16 protein-coding genes are annotated in these 15,768 nt (G+C 36.2%); 2 read left to right on the forward strand and 14 right to left on the reverse strand.

Annotated elements, in window-relative coordinates; all coding sequences use genetic code 11:
• The first annotated feature begins 19 nt into the window (after window positions 1–19).
• Together MHI34_RS21955 and MHI34_RS21960 are read left to right on the forward strand one after the other, a co-directional pair.
• The gene (locus MHI34_RS21955) at window positions 20–511 is read left to right on the forward strand and encodes a cytochrome b5 (protein WP_036118325.1); all 492 of its coding nucleotides are present in this window, start codon (window positions 20–22) and stop codon (window positions 509–511) included.
• Window positions 498–2,159 carry a b(o/a)3-type cytochrome-c oxidase subunit 1 gene (locus MHI34_RS21960; RefSeq protein WP_058845107.1) on the forward strand — a complete coding sequence of 554 codons (1,662 nt, stop codon included), beginning with the start codon at window positions 498–500 and terminating at the stop codon, window positions 2,157–2,159. The genes MHI34_RS21955 and MHI34_RS21960 overlap by 14 nt, the downstream gene beginning before the upstream one ends.
• A 104-nt stretch (window positions 2,160–2,263) precedes the next feature.
• On the opposite strand, the gene MHI34_RS21965 is transcribed toward MHI34_RS21960, so the two are convergent.
• From MHI34_RS21965 to MHI34_RS22030, 14 genes are all read right to left on the reverse strand, one after another.
• Window positions 2,264–2,854, reverse strand: coding sequence for a TraX family protein (locus MHI34_RS21965; protein ID WP_180957763.1), 591 nt, complete (start codon window positions 2,852–2,854; stop codon window positions 2,264–2,266).
• A gap of 23 nt (window positions 2,855–2,877) precedes the next feature.
• The gene (locus tag MHI34_RS21970) at window positions 2,878–4,050 is read right to left on the reverse strand and encodes a hypothetical protein (protein WP_145991276.1); all 1,173 of its coding nucleotides are present in this window, start codon (window positions 4,048–4,050) and stop codon (window positions 2,878–2,880) included.
• A gap of 111 nt (window positions 4,051–4,161) precedes the next feature.
• Complete coding sequence (locus MHI34_RS21975; protein ID WP_145991278.1) at window positions 4,162–5,025, reverse strand: hypothetical protein; 864 nt, start codon at window positions 5,023–5,025, stop codon at window positions 4,162–4,164.
• Window positions 5,026–5,051: 26 nt separating this feature from the next.
• A complete protein-coding gene (locus MHI34_RS21980) occupies window positions 5,052–5,894 on the reverse strand; it encodes a S8 family serine peptidase (RefSeq protein WP_058845103.1) in 843 nt (280 codons plus the stop codon).
• Window positions 5,895–6,946: 1,052 nt separating this feature from the next.
• Window positions 6,947–7,162: a hypothetical protein gene (locus MHI34_RS21985; protein ID WP_180957764.1), complete on the reverse strand. Its 216-nt coding sequence runs from the start codon at window positions 7,160–7,162 to the stop codon at window positions 6,947–6,949.
• Between the two features lie 574 nt (window positions 7,163–7,736).
• Window positions 7,737–9,233: a carboxypeptidase M32 gene (locus MHI34_RS21990; protein ID WP_340808750.1), complete on the reverse strand. Its 1,497-nt coding sequence runs from the start codon at window positions 9,231–9,233 to the stop codon at window positions 7,737–7,739.
• Window positions 9,234–9,308: 75 nt separating this feature from the next.
• Window positions 9,309–10,403, reverse strand: a complete 1,095-nt coding sequence (locus tag MHI34_RS21995) for an AraC family transcriptional regulator (protein ID WP_342503982.1) — start codon at window positions 10,401–10,403, stop codon at window positions 9,309–9,311.
• A gap of 261 nt (window positions 10,404–10,664) precedes the next feature.
• The gene (mdh, locus tag MHI34_RS22000; protein WP_342503983.1) at window positions 10,665–11,612 is read right to left on the reverse strand and encodes a malate dehydrogenase; all 948 of its coding nucleotides are present in this window, start codon (window positions 11,610–11,612) and stop codon (window positions 10,665–10,667) included.
• Window positions 11,612–11,980 (reverse strand): BMC domain-containing protein, encoded by a 369-nt coding sequence (locus MHI34_RS22005; RefSeq protein ID WP_058845098.1) that lies wholly within the window; start codon window positions 11,978–11,980, stop codon window positions 11,612–11,614. The genes mdh and MHI34_RS22005 overlap by 1 nt, the downstream gene beginning before the upstream one ends.
• A complete protein-coding gene (locus MHI34_RS22010; RefSeq protein WP_036118365.1) occupies window positions 11,973–12,257 on the reverse strand; it encodes a EutN/CcmL family microcompartment protein in 285 nt (94 codons plus the stop codon). The genes MHI34_RS22005 and MHI34_RS22010 overlap by 8 nt, the downstream gene beginning before the upstream one ends.
• Before the next feature lie 36 nt (window positions 12,258–12,293).
• Complete coding sequence (locus MHI34_RS22015; RefSeq protein ID WP_036118369.1) at window positions 12,294–13,163, reverse strand: phosphate propanoyltransferase; 870 nt, start codon at window positions 13,161–13,163, stop codon at window positions 12,294–12,296.
• Window positions 13,164–13,175: 12 nt separating this feature from the next.
• Complete coding sequence (locus MHI34_RS22020) at window positions 13,176–13,766, reverse strand: phosphate propanoyltransferase (RefSeq protein ID WP_338653536.1); 591 nt, start codon at window positions 13,764–13,766, stop codon at window positions 13,176–13,178.
• A 202-nt stretch (window positions 13,767–13,968) separates the two neighbouring features.
• A complete protein-coding gene (locus tag MHI34_RS22025; protein WP_004269321.1) occupies window positions 13,969–14,247 on the reverse strand; it encodes a BMC domain-containing protein in 279 nt (92 codons plus the stop codon).
• A gap of 16 nt (window positions 14,248–14,263) precedes the next feature.
• The gene (locus MHI34_RS22030) at window positions 14,264–15,754 is read right to left on the reverse strand and encodes an aldehyde dehydrogenase family protein (RefSeq protein ID WP_051891579.1); all 1,491 of its coding nucleotides are present in this window, start codon (window positions 15,752–15,754) and stop codon (window positions 14,264–14,266) included.
• Between the last annotated feature and the right edge of the window lie 14 nt (window positions 15,755–15,768).

The following is a 15,768-nucleotide window of genomic DNA, read 5'->3' on the forward strand; positions in this document are numbered from 1 at the left end:
AAAGAAGGGACAGAAACATATGCACATACATAAGTATGAGAAGTATTGGCTTGTGTTCGGAGTTGCTACTTTAGTTGCATTCCTGATCATTCTCGGTATCGGGGCATTTCATCAAGGCTCCCATCCGAACAATGGTAAAAAAACACTAGATTACGAGAAAGTGAAAGAGACAGCACCTTTTGATAATCCAGGAGTCCATAAGGTTGAGGGAAAAGATTGGGATTATGAAGTGGTAGTAGTAGCTTCTGCATTCAATTATAATCCTCCACAAATTGAGGTACCACTTGGTGCAAAGGTGAAATTCATCGCAACAAGCGAAGATGTTATGCACGGTTTTGAGGTGGCAGGTACGAATATCAACATGATGCTTGAGCCTGGTTATATTTCGGAATACGTAACAGAAGTTAACAAAGTAGGCGAGTTTTTAATCGTATGTAATGAGTATTGTGGTACAGGACATACGATGATGCACTCTATGCTAAAGGTGGTGGATTCAAATGAGTCACACTAATTCGATGACAAAAGTAGATCGTCGCGATGCAAAGCTAGCAATGGCACATATTTATGTGGCATTCATCTCATTGCTATTAGGTGGTCTTGCAGGTTTATTACAAGTATTTGTGCGTTCTGGTCAATTTACATTACCAGCAGGCATTGGCTATTATCAAGTTTTAACAGTACACGGTGTATTACTTGGTCTTATTTTAACTACATTCTTTATTTACGGCTTCCAAATTGCTAGTGTAAGTCGTACATCTGGTACATTCACTGCTAGTCAACGTAGACTTGGCTGGATCGGTTTTTGGTTAATGACAATTGGTACAGCTGCTTCAGCAACCATGGTTTTATTGAATAAAGCAACTGTACTTTATACATTCTATGCACCTCTAAAGGCACACTGGATTTTCTATTTAGGCCTTACATTAGTCGTGGTTGGTTCTTGGGTTGGCGGCGCAGGTCAAATTTTACGTTATGTACAGTGGCGCAAAGAAAATAAAGGTAGCGGACAACGCAGCCCATTATTATCGTTTATGGTAGTTGTCAATAATTTAATGTGGTTCGTGGCAACACTTGGTGTAGCAGCTTCTGTATTAATTCAACTGTTACCATGGTCATTAGGTTTAATTGAACGTGTCGATGTTGCATTATCCCGTACCCTCTTCTGGTATTTCGGGCATGCACTTGTATACTTCTGGCTATTACCTGCCTACATGGTTTGGTACGTGATTATCCCAAAAGTAATTGGCGGAAAAATTTTCTCCGATTCTTTAGCAAGACTTTCGTTCATGCTGTTCTTACTCTTCTCTATTCCTGTTGGGATTCACCATCAGTTAACAGAGCCTGGTATTGATGGTACATGGAAGTTCATTCAAGTTGTATTAACGTTCGCTGTAATTGTCCCATCTCTTATGACAGCCTTCTCGATGTTTGCCATGTTCGAGTTACGTGGTCGTGAATTAGGTGGTAAAGGGCTGTTCGGATGGTTTAAAAAATTACCATGGAAAGATGCTCGTTTCTTCGTTCCATTTATCGGTATGGTGGCATTTATTCCTGGTGGTGCAGGTGGTATTGTCAATGCCTCCTATCAAATGAACCAATTAATCCATAATACCATTTGGGTTACAGGGCATTTCCATTTAACAATTGCTACAGCTGTTGTTTTAACTTACTTCGGTGCGGCCTTCTGGTTAATTCCACATTTAACAGGTCGTACATTGACGAAATCATTAAATAATCTTAGTAATTTCGCTGGTATCTTATGGGCTACTGGTATGACGATTATGTCTTCTGCGATGCATATTGCTGGTCTTATCGGTGCACCTCGTCGCTCAGATTACTCAGAATATGGTGGTGCTTCACAGGCCTATGATTGGATTCCTTATCAAATCGCACAAGCTGTAGGCGGAACGATTCTCTTTATCGCGATTCTAGTCATTATGTATATCGTCGTGAAATTAGCTTGGTTTGCACCTAAAGGTGAAGAAGAATTCCCTATTGGTGATGTACATGAGCTTAGCGGCCCAACACCAGCTATTTTAGAAAACTTCAAAGTATGGCTTGTTATTTTAGTAGCGTTAATTTTATTCGCTTACACAGTGCCAATTATCGATATTATTTCGAACTCACCGGCTGGCTCCAAAGGCTATCAATTGTGGTAAGCATTTAGACATAAAAAGCGATTTCTCAGAAACGAGAAATCGCTTTTTTGATTTTATCCTTTTGATAAATTTATAAGAAATCATATGTAACAAGATATTGTATTTTAAAATTTATATTCGATAAACCACAAAAGGATAAGATGGGAAGGGTAAAAAAGGTAAGATACAATCTTACTAATTTTAAAATCAAACTTTTTCTGTAAGGGGATTATCAATACTGCTAAAATAGAAAACAATTGTATCATAGGATAATTATAAATAATTACCCCTACTAAAGTTAGAATCGTTACAGAACTTACCAACTTTATATTATTATCACAAAAATAAAAACAAATAATTAAAAGCACACCATAAATACCATATTCAAAGTTTAGAAGATCACTTATTAATGTTAATCCAACTATAATTGAAATTTTAATAGATATTTTAATGTTAGCCTTTAATATAATTAATGAAAATAGGCCAATAAATAAAGTAAATAAAACATTGAAATACCTAGTTCCAAATACTAATTGATACGGCAATTGAGAAATTAAAGCCAGTATTAATAATCGAAATCCATACTTTTTCACATCTTTTGTTCTTTTCATTCCTATTGCGATACCATATGCAAACAATGGAAAAGATAATCTACCTATCATCCTTAAGATCATTACATCAGGGAAAAAAATGTAACCTATATGATCGATTAACATTGTAAAAATTGCTATAAGTTTTATCATTTGAATAAAACAATTATTTTTTTATCAAAATCGATAAAATATTGCTTGCCTTCTCCTATTTTCTCTTTTGTAAATTGATTCTTATATACAAATATGTTTACATCACCATTTTGTGCATCATATTTAACCGTTAGAATATAGTCCTTATTAAGGGTAATTACATACTCTTCTGCTGGAATTGAAATTATAGTTTTATTTTCAGTGATACTAATAATTTCTTTAGTTCTGTCATTTTGCTTTGGATCAACAATTGTTAGACAATCATCGTCTACAGCATAAACAATATCATAAAGAGTATTGAATTGTTTTCTTTTAATTATTTTTGATTCTAAAATTGAATAATAGACTAATGTTGTTTGGTTATTAACAAAATCGTTAATTTGGAAACTCATAATACCATTAGTAATATCTCCTCCAAAATAAGGGTAACCGCACTTGTGATTACAAGTAGAAATTCGAGTGAAAGTTACATCTAATTTTAGTTTTAAATTATGAATTAACTCTGTTATAGGAAGAATATAAATACTATCATCTTCTTTTAAAGTCTTTTTGAAGAATTCGTGATTTGTTTCAGACATAAGGAAATGTTGCTTTTTGTCTTTCCAATTATATTTTCCATTTTGAACATATATATAATCAATTTCTCCATTTATAAAAGTGTCGATATAAGAATTGAAGAGTACATCATATTTATTCCCGGTATTATAGAAGACTTTTTCAACTGAATCAACTAAAATAATATCATCTAATACTTGTAATAAAATATGGCGTCCATCGAGATTGTATATATAGCTTCGGGAGTTTATATTCTGAAACTCTTTATATCTTTCTTTATCAAAATTAATTGAACAGATTTTTTCTTCTGTCCATAAAACGCAATCAAATTTGCTTATTTCTAGATTAATATTATTCTCATTACAACTTATTGAAAAATAAAAAAAATGAGTATCTTTTTTATTTTTCATTGTAATTTTATTGGCAAATTTATTGAATACTAACTTGGAAGTATTATTTGTGATCAAGTCGTAAAGCAATACTCCTTTATATACATTTCCAAACTCTCTTTCTCCTTTATTATCTTCGATAGAGAAAACGATTTTTTGTTCTAATGAAATATCTATTTTTTCACAATATAAAGTAAAATCTATTTTTTTAATTTCAAACATCATGTCACCTCTTATAAAATCCTATTAAATTTTGTAAAATCAAATAATAATTAACCAAAAAGCAGATAAATAAAGCAATAACTTCTTTTTATTATAGAAGCTATTGCTCTTAAATTACATGTAAAAAATATGATTATCTTTCTTTACATAGATTGCTCTACCTGTTCGTGGATCGATTTGAGTTTCTCTTAATGGATGCCAGTGTTTATAATAACCATCACCTTTACCAAAGGATTCTGTTGTGTGGTGAAGTGATGCAGGTGGGTTTCCATTTCCACCTTTCCTTGCAGCTTCATTTGACTTACTTTCTGTTTTAGCCCATACATCTACTTTTTCAGATCCTTTAATGGCTGCAAATGCAGAAGCATCATCTTTAAATGCAGAACCAATATAAACATCGCCACCACTAATGAAAGCTTGGTAATAGTTGTATGGTTGATTTTTATATTTTGACCAAACATGCGTTGCTAAATATGCAGTTACACCTGCAATAGTAATCGCGGCTGCATTGGCGGCTAACCAGCTTAATAAAGCGGCCCCTCCCCACTCAATAACAGGAAGTAAGCCTAGTAATGGTCCTTGCGCTACTACCTTTTCAGTAAATTCTACAGTTTCTTCGATTTTGAATTTTTCAGCTGAATTAACATCTGTAAATACAGCTTTAATACCGTCTTCTGATAATTCCTGTACATCAACCGTGTATTCGTATTCTTTATCACTACTAGCAAATTTTAGTAAACCTTCATCTTTTACAATAGCTTTTAATGTATATTCATTTGTATTTTTATCTAAAGTAGCGTATAACTCATCTCCATTTGGATGTACAGCTTGGGCAATAATAATATCTTCAGTATTTTCTATAATTTGAAATGCATTTTCAATTGGCTGATCCTCAAAATTATTCGCTAAAGCACCTGTACTAAAATTTGCAAATGCCAGGCAAGCAATCACAAAAACTAGAAAAAATTTCTTCATCATTTAACTCTCCCTTATCTATATCACTACTATTTTACTAATTTTTCCAATAGACAAATTACGTCTTTATAATTACGAGTTTGATATTGATCAATTATCAGTGCTATAAGACCCGTAATATGTGGAGTGGCTATGGAATTCCCTTCAGATACTATGTATTTCCCACCTATAGCTGTAGTAAAAATATTATTTCCAGGGGCAAAAAAATCTACTTCTTCAGTAGATAAAAGATTTTTCCATTCTAAAGAAGCTACAGCAATTACACCCTCATATAAAGCGGGATAACCAGGACCTCTTTCTTTGTTGTTATCAATAGCTGCTACGATAAATATGCCCGCATTAATTGCTTTATTAATTACATTAAAAAATTTTTGATCATTTTTGATTGTGGAAAAACTCATATTAATAATATCTATTTCATTGTCGATGCACCATTCAATTCCTTGAATAACATCTTCAATTTCCCCTTCACCAAATTCATCCAAAACTTTAATAGGATATATTTCCGCTGATGGAGAAATACCTACTACACCAATATCATTATTTTTCGCGGCTATAACTCCTGTTACTTTCGTACCATGTCCTGAGTCGTCAATAGGTAAACTATTATTGTCAATTGCATTGAAACCTGTGTTTATTTGGCCTTCAAAATCAGGATGTTCAAAATCAAGTCCGGTATCTAATATTGCAATCCTAATTTTCTCACCAAAATATCCTTTGTCCCATACCTCTTCAACTCGAAAATGTTCTATACCATCTGGATACGCTTGGTTTTCATATAAGTCTTCAATTGAAATATTTTTTTTATGTTCGTATAAGAAAGCCACACTTATAATACATATTGCTAGAAAAACATATTTTTTAAATCTCATATTCAAAATTCCCTTAAACTAGTTTATTTATACCAAACTTATAACCTAATATGATATTGGATTGGAACTGGTAAATAGGCAATTTATCTATTAACAATCAAGTAGTTACTCCCTCCTTATAAGTTATAATTACACAATATGGAACTATTTAATATTAATTGGTAAAAATGTAAATGTCAATACAAGTAAATTATTGATTACTTTGAATAAAGAAAACAAGAATTATATGTACAAATAGAAAAACGTTTTTATCAAAATATCGTTAGCGATATAAATTATTTTTAAGACTCTTGAAAGTAACAAACTTATAAAATTGCTTTGTGATGTTCCTATATCTGTACATAAAAAATCATTTTTCTTGACTCCTATTTATGGATAATTATGGATTATTTTAGCAGTAGTTTTCCTTGAGTTAATCCCTAACTTCCCCATAATTCTTTCATGGTTGATTTTAACGATGAATTTCTCTTAATCCCTAAATTGCACTAATCCTTGTGCCAAAAAAGCGCCCTATAATAAATTTCTGAACTGCACCCCAATTGTTAAACACATCTAACAACTAGAGGTGCATTTTTCATGACCAAATTTAAAAATAGAGGCTGTTACAAGATACCAGGTTGGTTCTGAGAGTATGAGAGACATCACAAAGCCTCTTGGTACTGAAGAGTCGGTAGTCTGTAATTGGATTAAGCAATTCAAATACCATGAGTTTTGGAACAAATATTGAGTTTAAGAAATATCGACAGGATGCTTTTTTTGATAAAAATTTAATTTTAGTTTTCTATGTTCAAATATTTTTCTGAATCCTTGAAAATATAAAGAGAATTGTACTTATAGCCGCCTAATTTAATAGACAAAGCCGAGGAAATGTTACAGTTAGCATTCATGCAGTTGTATTTGTGCAATGAATGTTTCATTTATCTTCTCCTCCTAATTTTAAATATAATAAAAAGCACTCTCTCAAGAATGCTTTATAAGTCAGGATATATTGTTTTATTGTGAAACTTTATATCTTTCTCAAAATATTGCTGATTTTTTGAAATAAACTTCCTTTAATCAGCTTGATTTTTACGATGAACCTCAGTAAGATCTTTTATATAAATTAATGAATAGTCATCTTTAATATCCACTTCTAAAAAGTAATATTTTTTAGTTACTGTATCTTTTACTTCTATTGCTAACACCCCCATTCCTCTTAGGTAATTGTTTTCTTCAGATTTTAAATTTTCTCTACCAATGCCATAGTTAGTTTCAATATAGTTTTCCACATAGTTGTATACGATAGCGTTTCGAGATTTAGAATTAAAATAATTATAATTAATAAAAATAGCTACTATACGTTTTTTTCGGAGCTTTTGGTGCTTTCCTTTTTGAAGGAGAACGGGTTTATAGGCACTTCTAAAAAAACTCGTAAGTTCAGCGATAGATGGTTTTAAAACTCAGTTGTCCCTGATAAAAGCGACCGACAATTTGTTCAGGCGACCAAGTATCCCGCAACTTTTCTTGAACAGTTTCTTTTACTTCTGGCGTACATTTTGACTTGGCACCACAGTTGGATTTATTTTTGTGGTAACGTACCTGTGCTTCGTCAGCCGTACTACCGGCGTGGTGTTTTATTTCTCTGGAAATCGTAGAAGGTTGACGATTTAAGAGTTTCGCTATTTTACGAGTCGGATAATCAAGTTCTAGGTATGATTCTATTTAATTTTAGTAGTCTTAATTATATTCGCTTACACAATTCCAATCTTCGAAATTATTTCAAATTCACCAGCGGGCTCAAACGGCTTTAAGCTTTGGTAAAGCAACAAGCGATTTCTCTACAATGAGAAATCGCTTGTTTTTTTATAGTTGATAGAGCTTCCTATATTTATCTTGTAAATAGTCTGCTAAGTATTTAGCATTTAAGCCTTCCCCTGTCGCTTCTTTTAGCAATTCGAATGGCTTTTTCAATGCTCCATATTGATGAACTTTCTCAGTTAGCCACTCTCGAATTGGCAGTAGCTCTCCCTTTTCTAGTAATTCATCAAAGTTTGGAATATCCTTATCCATCGCATGCTTCCACTGTGCTGCATAAACCATACCTAAAGCATAGGATGGGAAATAGCCAAACATGCCCCCTGACCAGTGCATATCTTGTAATACTCCCTGTGCATCTGTCTCAGGACGAATGCCTAAATATTCCTCATATTTATCATTCCAAACTTGTGGCAGATCTTTCGCCTGTAAATCACCATTGAACAGATCACGTTCAATTTCATAGCGAATCATGATATGTAAAGGATACGTTAGTTCATCTGCTTCAATACGAATGAATGATGGCTCTACCATATTGATGGCACGTAGGAAATCAGCTAATGCCACATCCCCGAACTGTGCTGGTGAGAAATGCTGAAGACGCTCGTAGTTATGCTCCCAGAACTTTTCATTTCTGCCGACAAAGTTTTCATAAAATAATGATTGAGATTCATGAATACCCATTGAAGTACCAGTAGCCAATGGCAGACCTGCAAGCTTTTCATCAATGTTTTGCTCATACATCGCATGACCACACTCATGAATTGTGCCAAAAATAGCAGAACGGAAGTCATTTTCATCATATTTAGTGGTAATCCGAGCATCTCCATAGTTTAAGCCAATCATGAATGGGTGCACACTTTCATCCAAGCGCCCTGCATCAAAATCATAACCAAGCTGGGCAAGCAATTCTAACGATAATTCACGCTGTGCTTCACGTGGGAAATGCTTAAATAACATGCTTGTATCTGGTTTATTCGATGAATTGGCAATTTTTTGGACAAGTTCCACAATGGATGTGCGTAGGTCACCAAATACTTGATCTAAAACATCAGTCGTCATATCTGGTTCATATAAATCGAGTAATGTATTGTAAGGAGATCCATTTTTAATTCCCCAATAGTGAATGAATTTTTTCTGCCATTGAATGATTTCCTCTAAATATGGAAGGAATAATGCAAAATTATTACTTGCCTTCGCTTCTTCCCAAGCAGTTTCAGACTTCGATTGAAGAATGACGTATTTTTTATACTCGTCAGCTGGAATTTTTTTGTTTTGATCATAATTCTTTCTTACTTCTTCCACTAAACGCAATGTTACATAGTCAAGATTAGCTTTTTGTGCCTCTAAAGCTACTAAAAGCTCCCCCAATTCTTCACTTGTTTGCATATCAAATAAAGAAGCAGATAATGTACCGATTACCTCTGAACGTTGTGCTAAACCCTTTTTCGGTGCACCCGTACGCATATCCCAATAAACGACATTGAGTGCTTCCTCATAATGCTGCATTTTCTTCACATAGTCTGTGAATTGTTGAACTGTCATGCATTCATCCTCCTTTTACATTATAAGTTTATCATATTTTCGAAAATTTTGTATATTGTGGACTTTTTAGTATTTTTATTCAGAATATTCGTCTTTTACTTTCTCTATTATTTTTAAATATTGACTATCTCCTAACCCATAGTGAGGGAAGAGGGAAAATAATTGCTTCATTAAATCCCCTAGCGGCTGCTCAAGATGCTTTTTTATATACGTCGTAATATCATTTTCTTCCTGTAAATAGTTAAAATATAATTGAATGCCCTGATACATGACGGGTAAAAGTGTAGCCTTCGGAAAACGATGGTACATGAAAACTTCTTGATAGACCTCTAGATAGCCTCCTAACTCCAGCTCTGTTTCCTCCACATCATAGGTCGTTTCCTTGACCATATGGAAATAGACCTTGCCTTGATATCCTTGTTGTTCGAGAAAAGCAAGCATGGTCAATAAATTCATCTGACAAAACATATCATCCCCAAACCATAACACAATGCATTGATAGTCTTTTGTCCATAGAGGCTTCAAAGGATTCAATGTCATTTGCTCGTATGCCTGTAATGACACTTGATGCCCAGCCGCTCGGATTTGATTGAATTCCTCGCTGAAAATCGGGCTAGCAGTCGGATTCGTACACATGGCTTCATTGAAAGGTACATAATCACTATTTCCCATTAATTGATGTTTTGCAAATTCTTCATACATCATCTGACCATTTAATACATTCAAAGTCTCTTGATTAAATTGCTCAAAAATCTTTTCTTGTAATTCCTTAATTTTCAATTTTTGAGAAATGTCCATTATAAACCAGCCTCTTTCATCATTTAAATTTAACTTCACAAATGTTTGCATAGGCTGAGGAGACCTCCTATAATCATACGGGCTTATGCCAAAGACCCTTTTAAATGCTCTTGAAAAGGATTCCTGAGATGAAAAACCATAGCAGAAAGCAATATCAATAATTTTCTCCTCTGTCTCTTTTAATACCCAGGATGCAAGATAGATTTTTCGTAATGACATATATTTTTTAATCGTCATCCCCGTCATCTGATGAAATTTGAAAGAACAATAATAAGGAGAATAGCCCATCTCCTTCCCTAATTGCTCTAACGAAAACCCTTCTAAGAGATGACCTTCAATGCAATCAATCATCTCCTGTACGATGTTGTTCATCCACATCCCTCCTACTTTGATTATAGTAGAAGGCATCATTGTTTTTATGATATAAGTTGTGAATGTGCAATAAAAAAACTGTAGCAAACTTTTGAGCTTGCTACAGTTTATCCTCTTACAAATAAGAGCTTTATATATTATTAGGGGGATTTTAACTAGCTTTCAAGTCATGTTTGGTGTTCCAATCAAACATTAATTAAGAGCAATAAGAAAGAAAGTTGGGGATACTTTCTTTCTATCAAAGAACAGAGTCTGTTTACCCTATTCAATGTTTTGGCAAATAGCAATCACTTGCTTCACAGCCTCAGCTGAATGCTGGAGAGCTGCTTGTTCTTCAGTTGTTAGGTGCAATTCAATCACAGATTCAATCCCATTGCCACCTAAAATAGTTGGTACACCTAAAAACAGATTGTTGTAGCCATACTCTCCTTCTAATAGGGCAATAGAGGGGATAATTTTTCGTTGATCTTTCATAATAATTTCTACCATTTGTGCACACGCTGCTGCTGGTGCATAGTAGGCACTACCATTGCCTAGCAATCCGACAATCTCACCGCCGCCCTTACGTGTACGTTCAACGATTTGTTGTAGTCGATCCTGGGGAATTAGCTTTTCTAATGGAATGCCTCCTGCATAGGAATAGCGAATTAATGGCACCATTTCATCACCATGTCCACCTAACACAAAGCCTGATACATCCTCTGGAGCAATTTGTAGCTCTTGTGCAACAAATGTATTGAAACGGGCTGTATCTAATACACCAGACTGACCGATAATCCGATTTTTGGCAAAGCCTGTTTCCTTATGACACACATAGGTCATGGCATCAACCGGATTACTTAACACAAGGACAATACTGTTGGGTGCATAGTGTTTAATCTGTCTTGACACTTGTTGAATGATTTTCGCATTTGTTGTAACTAAATCATCGCGGCTCATCCCTGGTTTACGAGGGATACCTGCTGTAATGACCACAATATCAGCACCAGCGATATCTTCGTAATGACTTGTCCCTTTAATCGACACATTGAATTTTTCGATAGGGCCTGTTTGTAGTAAATCCAATGCTTTCCCTTTTGTCGGGTTCTCCGCTTCTGGAATATCTACTAGCACCACATCGCCTAATTCTTTCTGTGCTAAAAATAAACTTAATGTAGCACCTGTATGACCTGCACCAATCACAGCAATTTTATTTTTACGAAATGCCATTATGCGTCACCTCTATTATCTGTCGGTGATGTTGTGTCTGCTGTTTTTTTAGCACGTGTTGATGCTGTTGTAGTGGCAGGCTTTTTCTTTGGTGCCTCTGGTCCTTTAATCATTTGGAATACTTCTTCATCAGGTCTCGGAATGACGTGAGCACCTAATAATTCACCAACACGCATGGCAGCAGCCTTACCAGCTTCCACTGCTGCTTGTACAGAACCTACGTCGCCCTTTACGACTATCGTCACAATACCACCATCGACGAATTCTTGTTTAACGATTGTCACATCTGACGCTTTAATCATCGCATCAGCCGCTTCATATGAACCAACTAATCCTTTGGTCTCAATCATACCAATTGCACTACTCATTGTCCTCACCTCTCATCACTTCAGTAGAATCAATAATACCAATGACCACTGCATCGATTGGTAACGGATTTTCTTTCATAATATAGCGTGATGACCCACCGCTTGTAATGAGTACATCATCACCAATACCCGCACCAATACGATCAGCTGCCACCATTTCTGTGCGAATCGGCTGTTGATTGGAGTCAATTGGTTGAATGATGAGTAGCTTTAAACCATTCAACCCTTCCTCCTTGCGTGTTGCCCATACACTGCCTATCACTCTTCCCATTTGCATGAACTTCACCCTCTTTATGCGACACAGATTTTCTTATTACTCTGAACGAATTGTTAATGTTTTATTTAACTCTCGTAATTTATCATAAGCCAGTGCTGTCACAATCGTTTTCTTCGGGACCACAATTTCTTGTGCATCGATATCTAGCACTTCTATTTGTGAAAGTAGCTTTTTGTCATAATGATAGACAGATGGTTGCGCTACTTTCTGTATAGCTGGTGACTGTTCTTTCTCAGGTATGGCTGGCTCGCTTACTTGATGATGGACCATTTCAGCAAACGTTCCTTGTTGAATGAACCCTGCATTTGCTTCATCTGTATCAATATGCATTTCTAATCGATAACGCTCTGATACGCGGACGATCACATTCGATAAAATAATGGGGCGAATACCCCCTACCTTGATTTGTACAGACTGTCCATCTACTACATTGAATCTCGCACTATCCGCAGGGGACATATGGATATGTGCCTGTGCTACAATGAGTCCTTCATTTAACACAACACTCCCCTTTGGACCAATCAATGTAACAGGGCTAGAGCCTTGAATATCACCCGATACTCTTAACGGGGGCTTCAATCCTATTTTCATTGCATCTGTCCAGCTTACTTCCACTTGAGACAAGGAGCGAGCTGGGCCCAGAATACGAACTCGCTCAATCGATCCTTTGGGACCAGCGATGACAACGGTTTCCTCCGCAGCAAATTGTCCTGGCTGTGAAAGCTCAAACTTTGGTGTAAGCTCATAATTCTCACCAAAAAGTTGCTCCACCTCTGCTTGTGCAAGATGGACATGGCGAGCGGATACGCCAACGGGAATTTTACCGTCATGTGGAGAGGAAGATTGATTTTTTAAAACTTGTTGCAGAACTTCTTCCACAATTTTTTGCACTAAATTTTCTTGCATCTTGCCTCCTCCTTACGATGATACTTTTACTAATCTACCTTGTGCTTGTTGTTCGATAAAGCCTGCATTTGCTTCATCTGTATCAATGTGCATCTCTAAACTAAAGTCATTTGAAACACGTACAACGACACCACGGAAAGTGACAGGTCGATCACTGATGACTTCCACTGAAACCAATTCATTATTGTGTACTTCCAATTCTTTGGCATCTTGTTCTGTCATATGGATGTGTGCCTGTGCAATAATGACCCCCTGCTGTATCTCCAACACTTTGTCTTGATAAAGTATTTTAATGCCTGCCGAGTTTTCAATATTTCCTGATTGCCTTAAAGGAGGGGTAACCCCAAGCTTCATCGCATCTGTGCGGCTGACTTCCACTTGGGTTGCTGGTCTTACAGGTCCAAGGACACGGACATTATGAATAATGCCCTTTGGCCCTTCGATTGAGACACGCTCCTTGGCAGCAAATTGCCCTGGCTGTGATAAGTCAAAATCCTTTGTTAACGTTGCATTTGGACCAAAAAGTGCTTGTAAATCCGCTTCACTAAGATGGATATGACGAGCCGAAATGGCCACTGGAAATGTTTTTGTCGCTGTTGTCACGTTAGCCACCTCTATATTTCATAAATTGTTTTGACTTGGACAAGATAAGAGCTTTCCTACGGTTAGGTCAGCTCTCATGCTGATCCATTACGTCTTGGCATAATGGCTTTTTATCCAGTACGTGTTTTGTAAATGGAAGCTATATTGGCATTTATCTCACACCATCTATAGCAATAAGCGTCTCCTACTGAAAGAAGATAAATTATGCTTCTGCTTTTGGTAAAATCATTTCTAATTCGTGGTGTGGACGTGGGATTACATGCACAGATAATAGTTCTCCTACACGTTGTGCTGCTGCTGCACCTGCATCTGTTGCTGCTTTCACCGCACCTACATCACCACGTACAAGAACTGTCACGATACCGCCACCAACATGTACTTTGCCTACTAAATTAACACTTGCTGCCTTTACCATTGCGTCCGCTGCTTCAATTGCTCCTACTAAACCTTTTGTTTCTACCATTCCTAATGCTGTACTCATTTGTCATTCCTCCAAATTATTTATTTTGTAATGTGATTTGTTTTAATACTTGATCGACAATTTGCTGAACCATTGTCGTATCTAAAGAAGGTTCTTGTGCTACAACCGACTCGACAACGGACAGTACTTCAAATTCTGGTTTTGGCACTTCAACATCTTTAATACCGTACGCCATACGTTTAATATTTAATAGATGTCTTGCTGTTATATTATCTGACGTAATATTGCCGCCAAATGTACCGCAGCCTAATGTAAAGGATGGGGCTAGCCCCGTTGTGCCACCTACTGCACCGATAGATGATAATGTATTGACCACAATGCGTGATACTGGTAATTCAACGGAGAATTGCTCTGCTAATGCTGCATTTTCTGTGTGAATAGAGCATGTGTGTCCGCGTCCACCAATATTTAACAGGTCAATCATGACTTGCTTTGCTTCTGTACTGTTTTCTACTACATAAAGGGCAAAGATTGGTGACAATTTTTCAAGAGAAAACGGAATATTTTTACCGATCATCGTTTCCAATCCAACGAGTACTTTTGTATCGTCTGGTACCGTAATGCCAACAGAATCTGCTAAGCAAGTAGCTGATTTGCCAACAATCTGTGGATTTACTTTTCCAGGAACAGGCGAAATCAATTTCTCCATTTTGGCCTTTTCTTCAGCATTTAATAAATAAGCACCATTTTTCTTTAATTCTGTCTGCACTTGCTCTGCAATTGCCTTATCCACAATAATGGCTTGCTCTGTTGCACAGATTGTGCCATTATCGAACGATTTGCTTTGCACTAATTGACGTACAGATTTTTGAAGATTAGCCGATTTTTCGATGTAAGCTGGTACATTCCCTGGCCCTACACCATAAGCAGGTTTGCCAGAGCTATACGCTGCCTTCACCAATGCACCGCCACCAGTCGCTAAAATTAAATGAATGTCAGGATGCTTCATTAGCTGCTGTGTGGCCTCCATAGAAGACATCGTTAAACATTGTAGTAAACCTTCTGGTGCACCTGCTTTTTCAGCAGCTACTCGACAAATATCTAAAGCCTCTTTCGTACATTTCACGGCATATGGATGTGGACTAAGTACTAAGCCATTTCTTGTTTTTAAAGAAATAAGTGTTTTAAAGATGGCTGTAGAGGTTGGATTCGTCGTTGGCACTATACCTGCGATGACGCCAAAAGGACTAGCGATTTCGGCTACTTTTTTCATGCGGTCATAACCCACAATGCCAACCGTTTTTAAGTCTTTGATATCCTCATAGACATCTCTTGAAGCCACTTCATTTTTCATCTTTTTATGGTTGGGAATACCCATCCCTGTTTCTTGCACCGCCATTTTTGCTAAACGGTCTGCTTCCTTAAAGGCAGCATCCGCAACAGCCTTCACAATGTTGTCTACTTGTTGCTGTGAAAATTGCATGTAGGCAGCCTGTGCTGTATTAGCATGTTTTACAGCATCTCTCATTTCCTGAATCGCTAATAAGTCTTTGTCTAATGTGGCCATAAAGCCGCCTCCTT

It is taken from the genome of Lysinibacillus sp. FSL L8-0126, from assembly GCF_038630385.1.
Lineage (GTDB): Bacteria > Bacillota > Bacilli > Bacillales_A > Planococcaceae > Lysinibacillus > Lysinibacillus fusiformis_D.

Bases quoted from the DNA above. Each gene is read 5' to 3' on its own strand.
- MHI34_RS21975 (WP_145991278.1), bottom strand. From the start codon at position 5,025: ATGATGAAGAAATTTTTTCTAGTTTTTGTGATTGCTTGCCTGGCATTT.
- MHI34_RS21970 (WP_145991276.1), bottom strand. From the start codon at position 4,050: ATGATGTTTGAAATTAAAAAAATAGATTTTACTTTATATTGTGAAAAA.
- MHI34_RS21990 (WP_340808750.1), bottom strand. From the start codon at position 9,233: ATGACAGTTCAACAATTCACAGACTATGTGAAGAAAATGCAGCATTAT.
- MHI34_RS21965 (WP_180957763.1), bottom strand. From the start codon at position 2,854: ATGTTAATCGATCATATAGGTTACATTTTTTTCCCTGATGTAATGATC.
- MHI34_RS21955 (WP_036118325.1), top strand. From the start codon at position 20: ATGCACATACATAAGTATGAGAAGTATTGGCTTGTGTTCGGAGTTGCT.
- MHI34_RS22005 (WP_058845098.1), bottom strand. From the start codon at position 11,980: ATGAGTAGTGCAATTGGTATGATTGAGACCAAAGGATTAGTTGGTTCA.
- MHI34_RS22015 (WP_036118369.1), bottom strand. From the start codon at position 13,163: ATGCAAGAAAATTTAGTGCAAAAAATTGTGGAAGAAGTTCTGCAACAA.
- mdh (WP_342503983.1), bottom strand. From the start codon at position 11,612: ATGGCATTTCGTAAAAATAAAATTGCTGTGATTGGTGCAGGTCATACA.
- MHI34_RS21960 (WP_058845107.1), top strand. From the start codon at position 498: ATGAGTCACACTAATTCGATGACAAAAGTAGATCGTCGCGATGCAAAG.
- MHI34_RS22025 (WP_004269321.1), bottom strand. From the start codon at position 14,247: ATGAGTACAGCATTAGGAATGGTAGAAACAAAAGGTTTAGTAGGAGCA.
- MHI34_RS22030 (WP_051891579.1), bottom strand. From the start codon at position 15,754: ATGGCCACATTAGACAAAGACTTATTAGCGATTCAGGAAATGAGAGAT.
- MHI34_RS22010 (WP_036118365.1), bottom strand. From the start codon at position 12,257: ATGCAAATGGGAAGAGTGATAGGCAGTGTATGGGCAACACGCAAGGAG.
- MHI34_RS21980 (WP_058845103.1), bottom strand. From the start codon at position 5,894: ATGAGATTTAAAAAATATGTTTTTCTAGCAATATGTATTATAAGTGTG.
- MHI34_RS21995 (WP_342503982.1), bottom strand. From the start codon at position 10,403: ATGAACAACATCGTACAGGAGATGATTGATTGCATTGAAGGTCATCTC.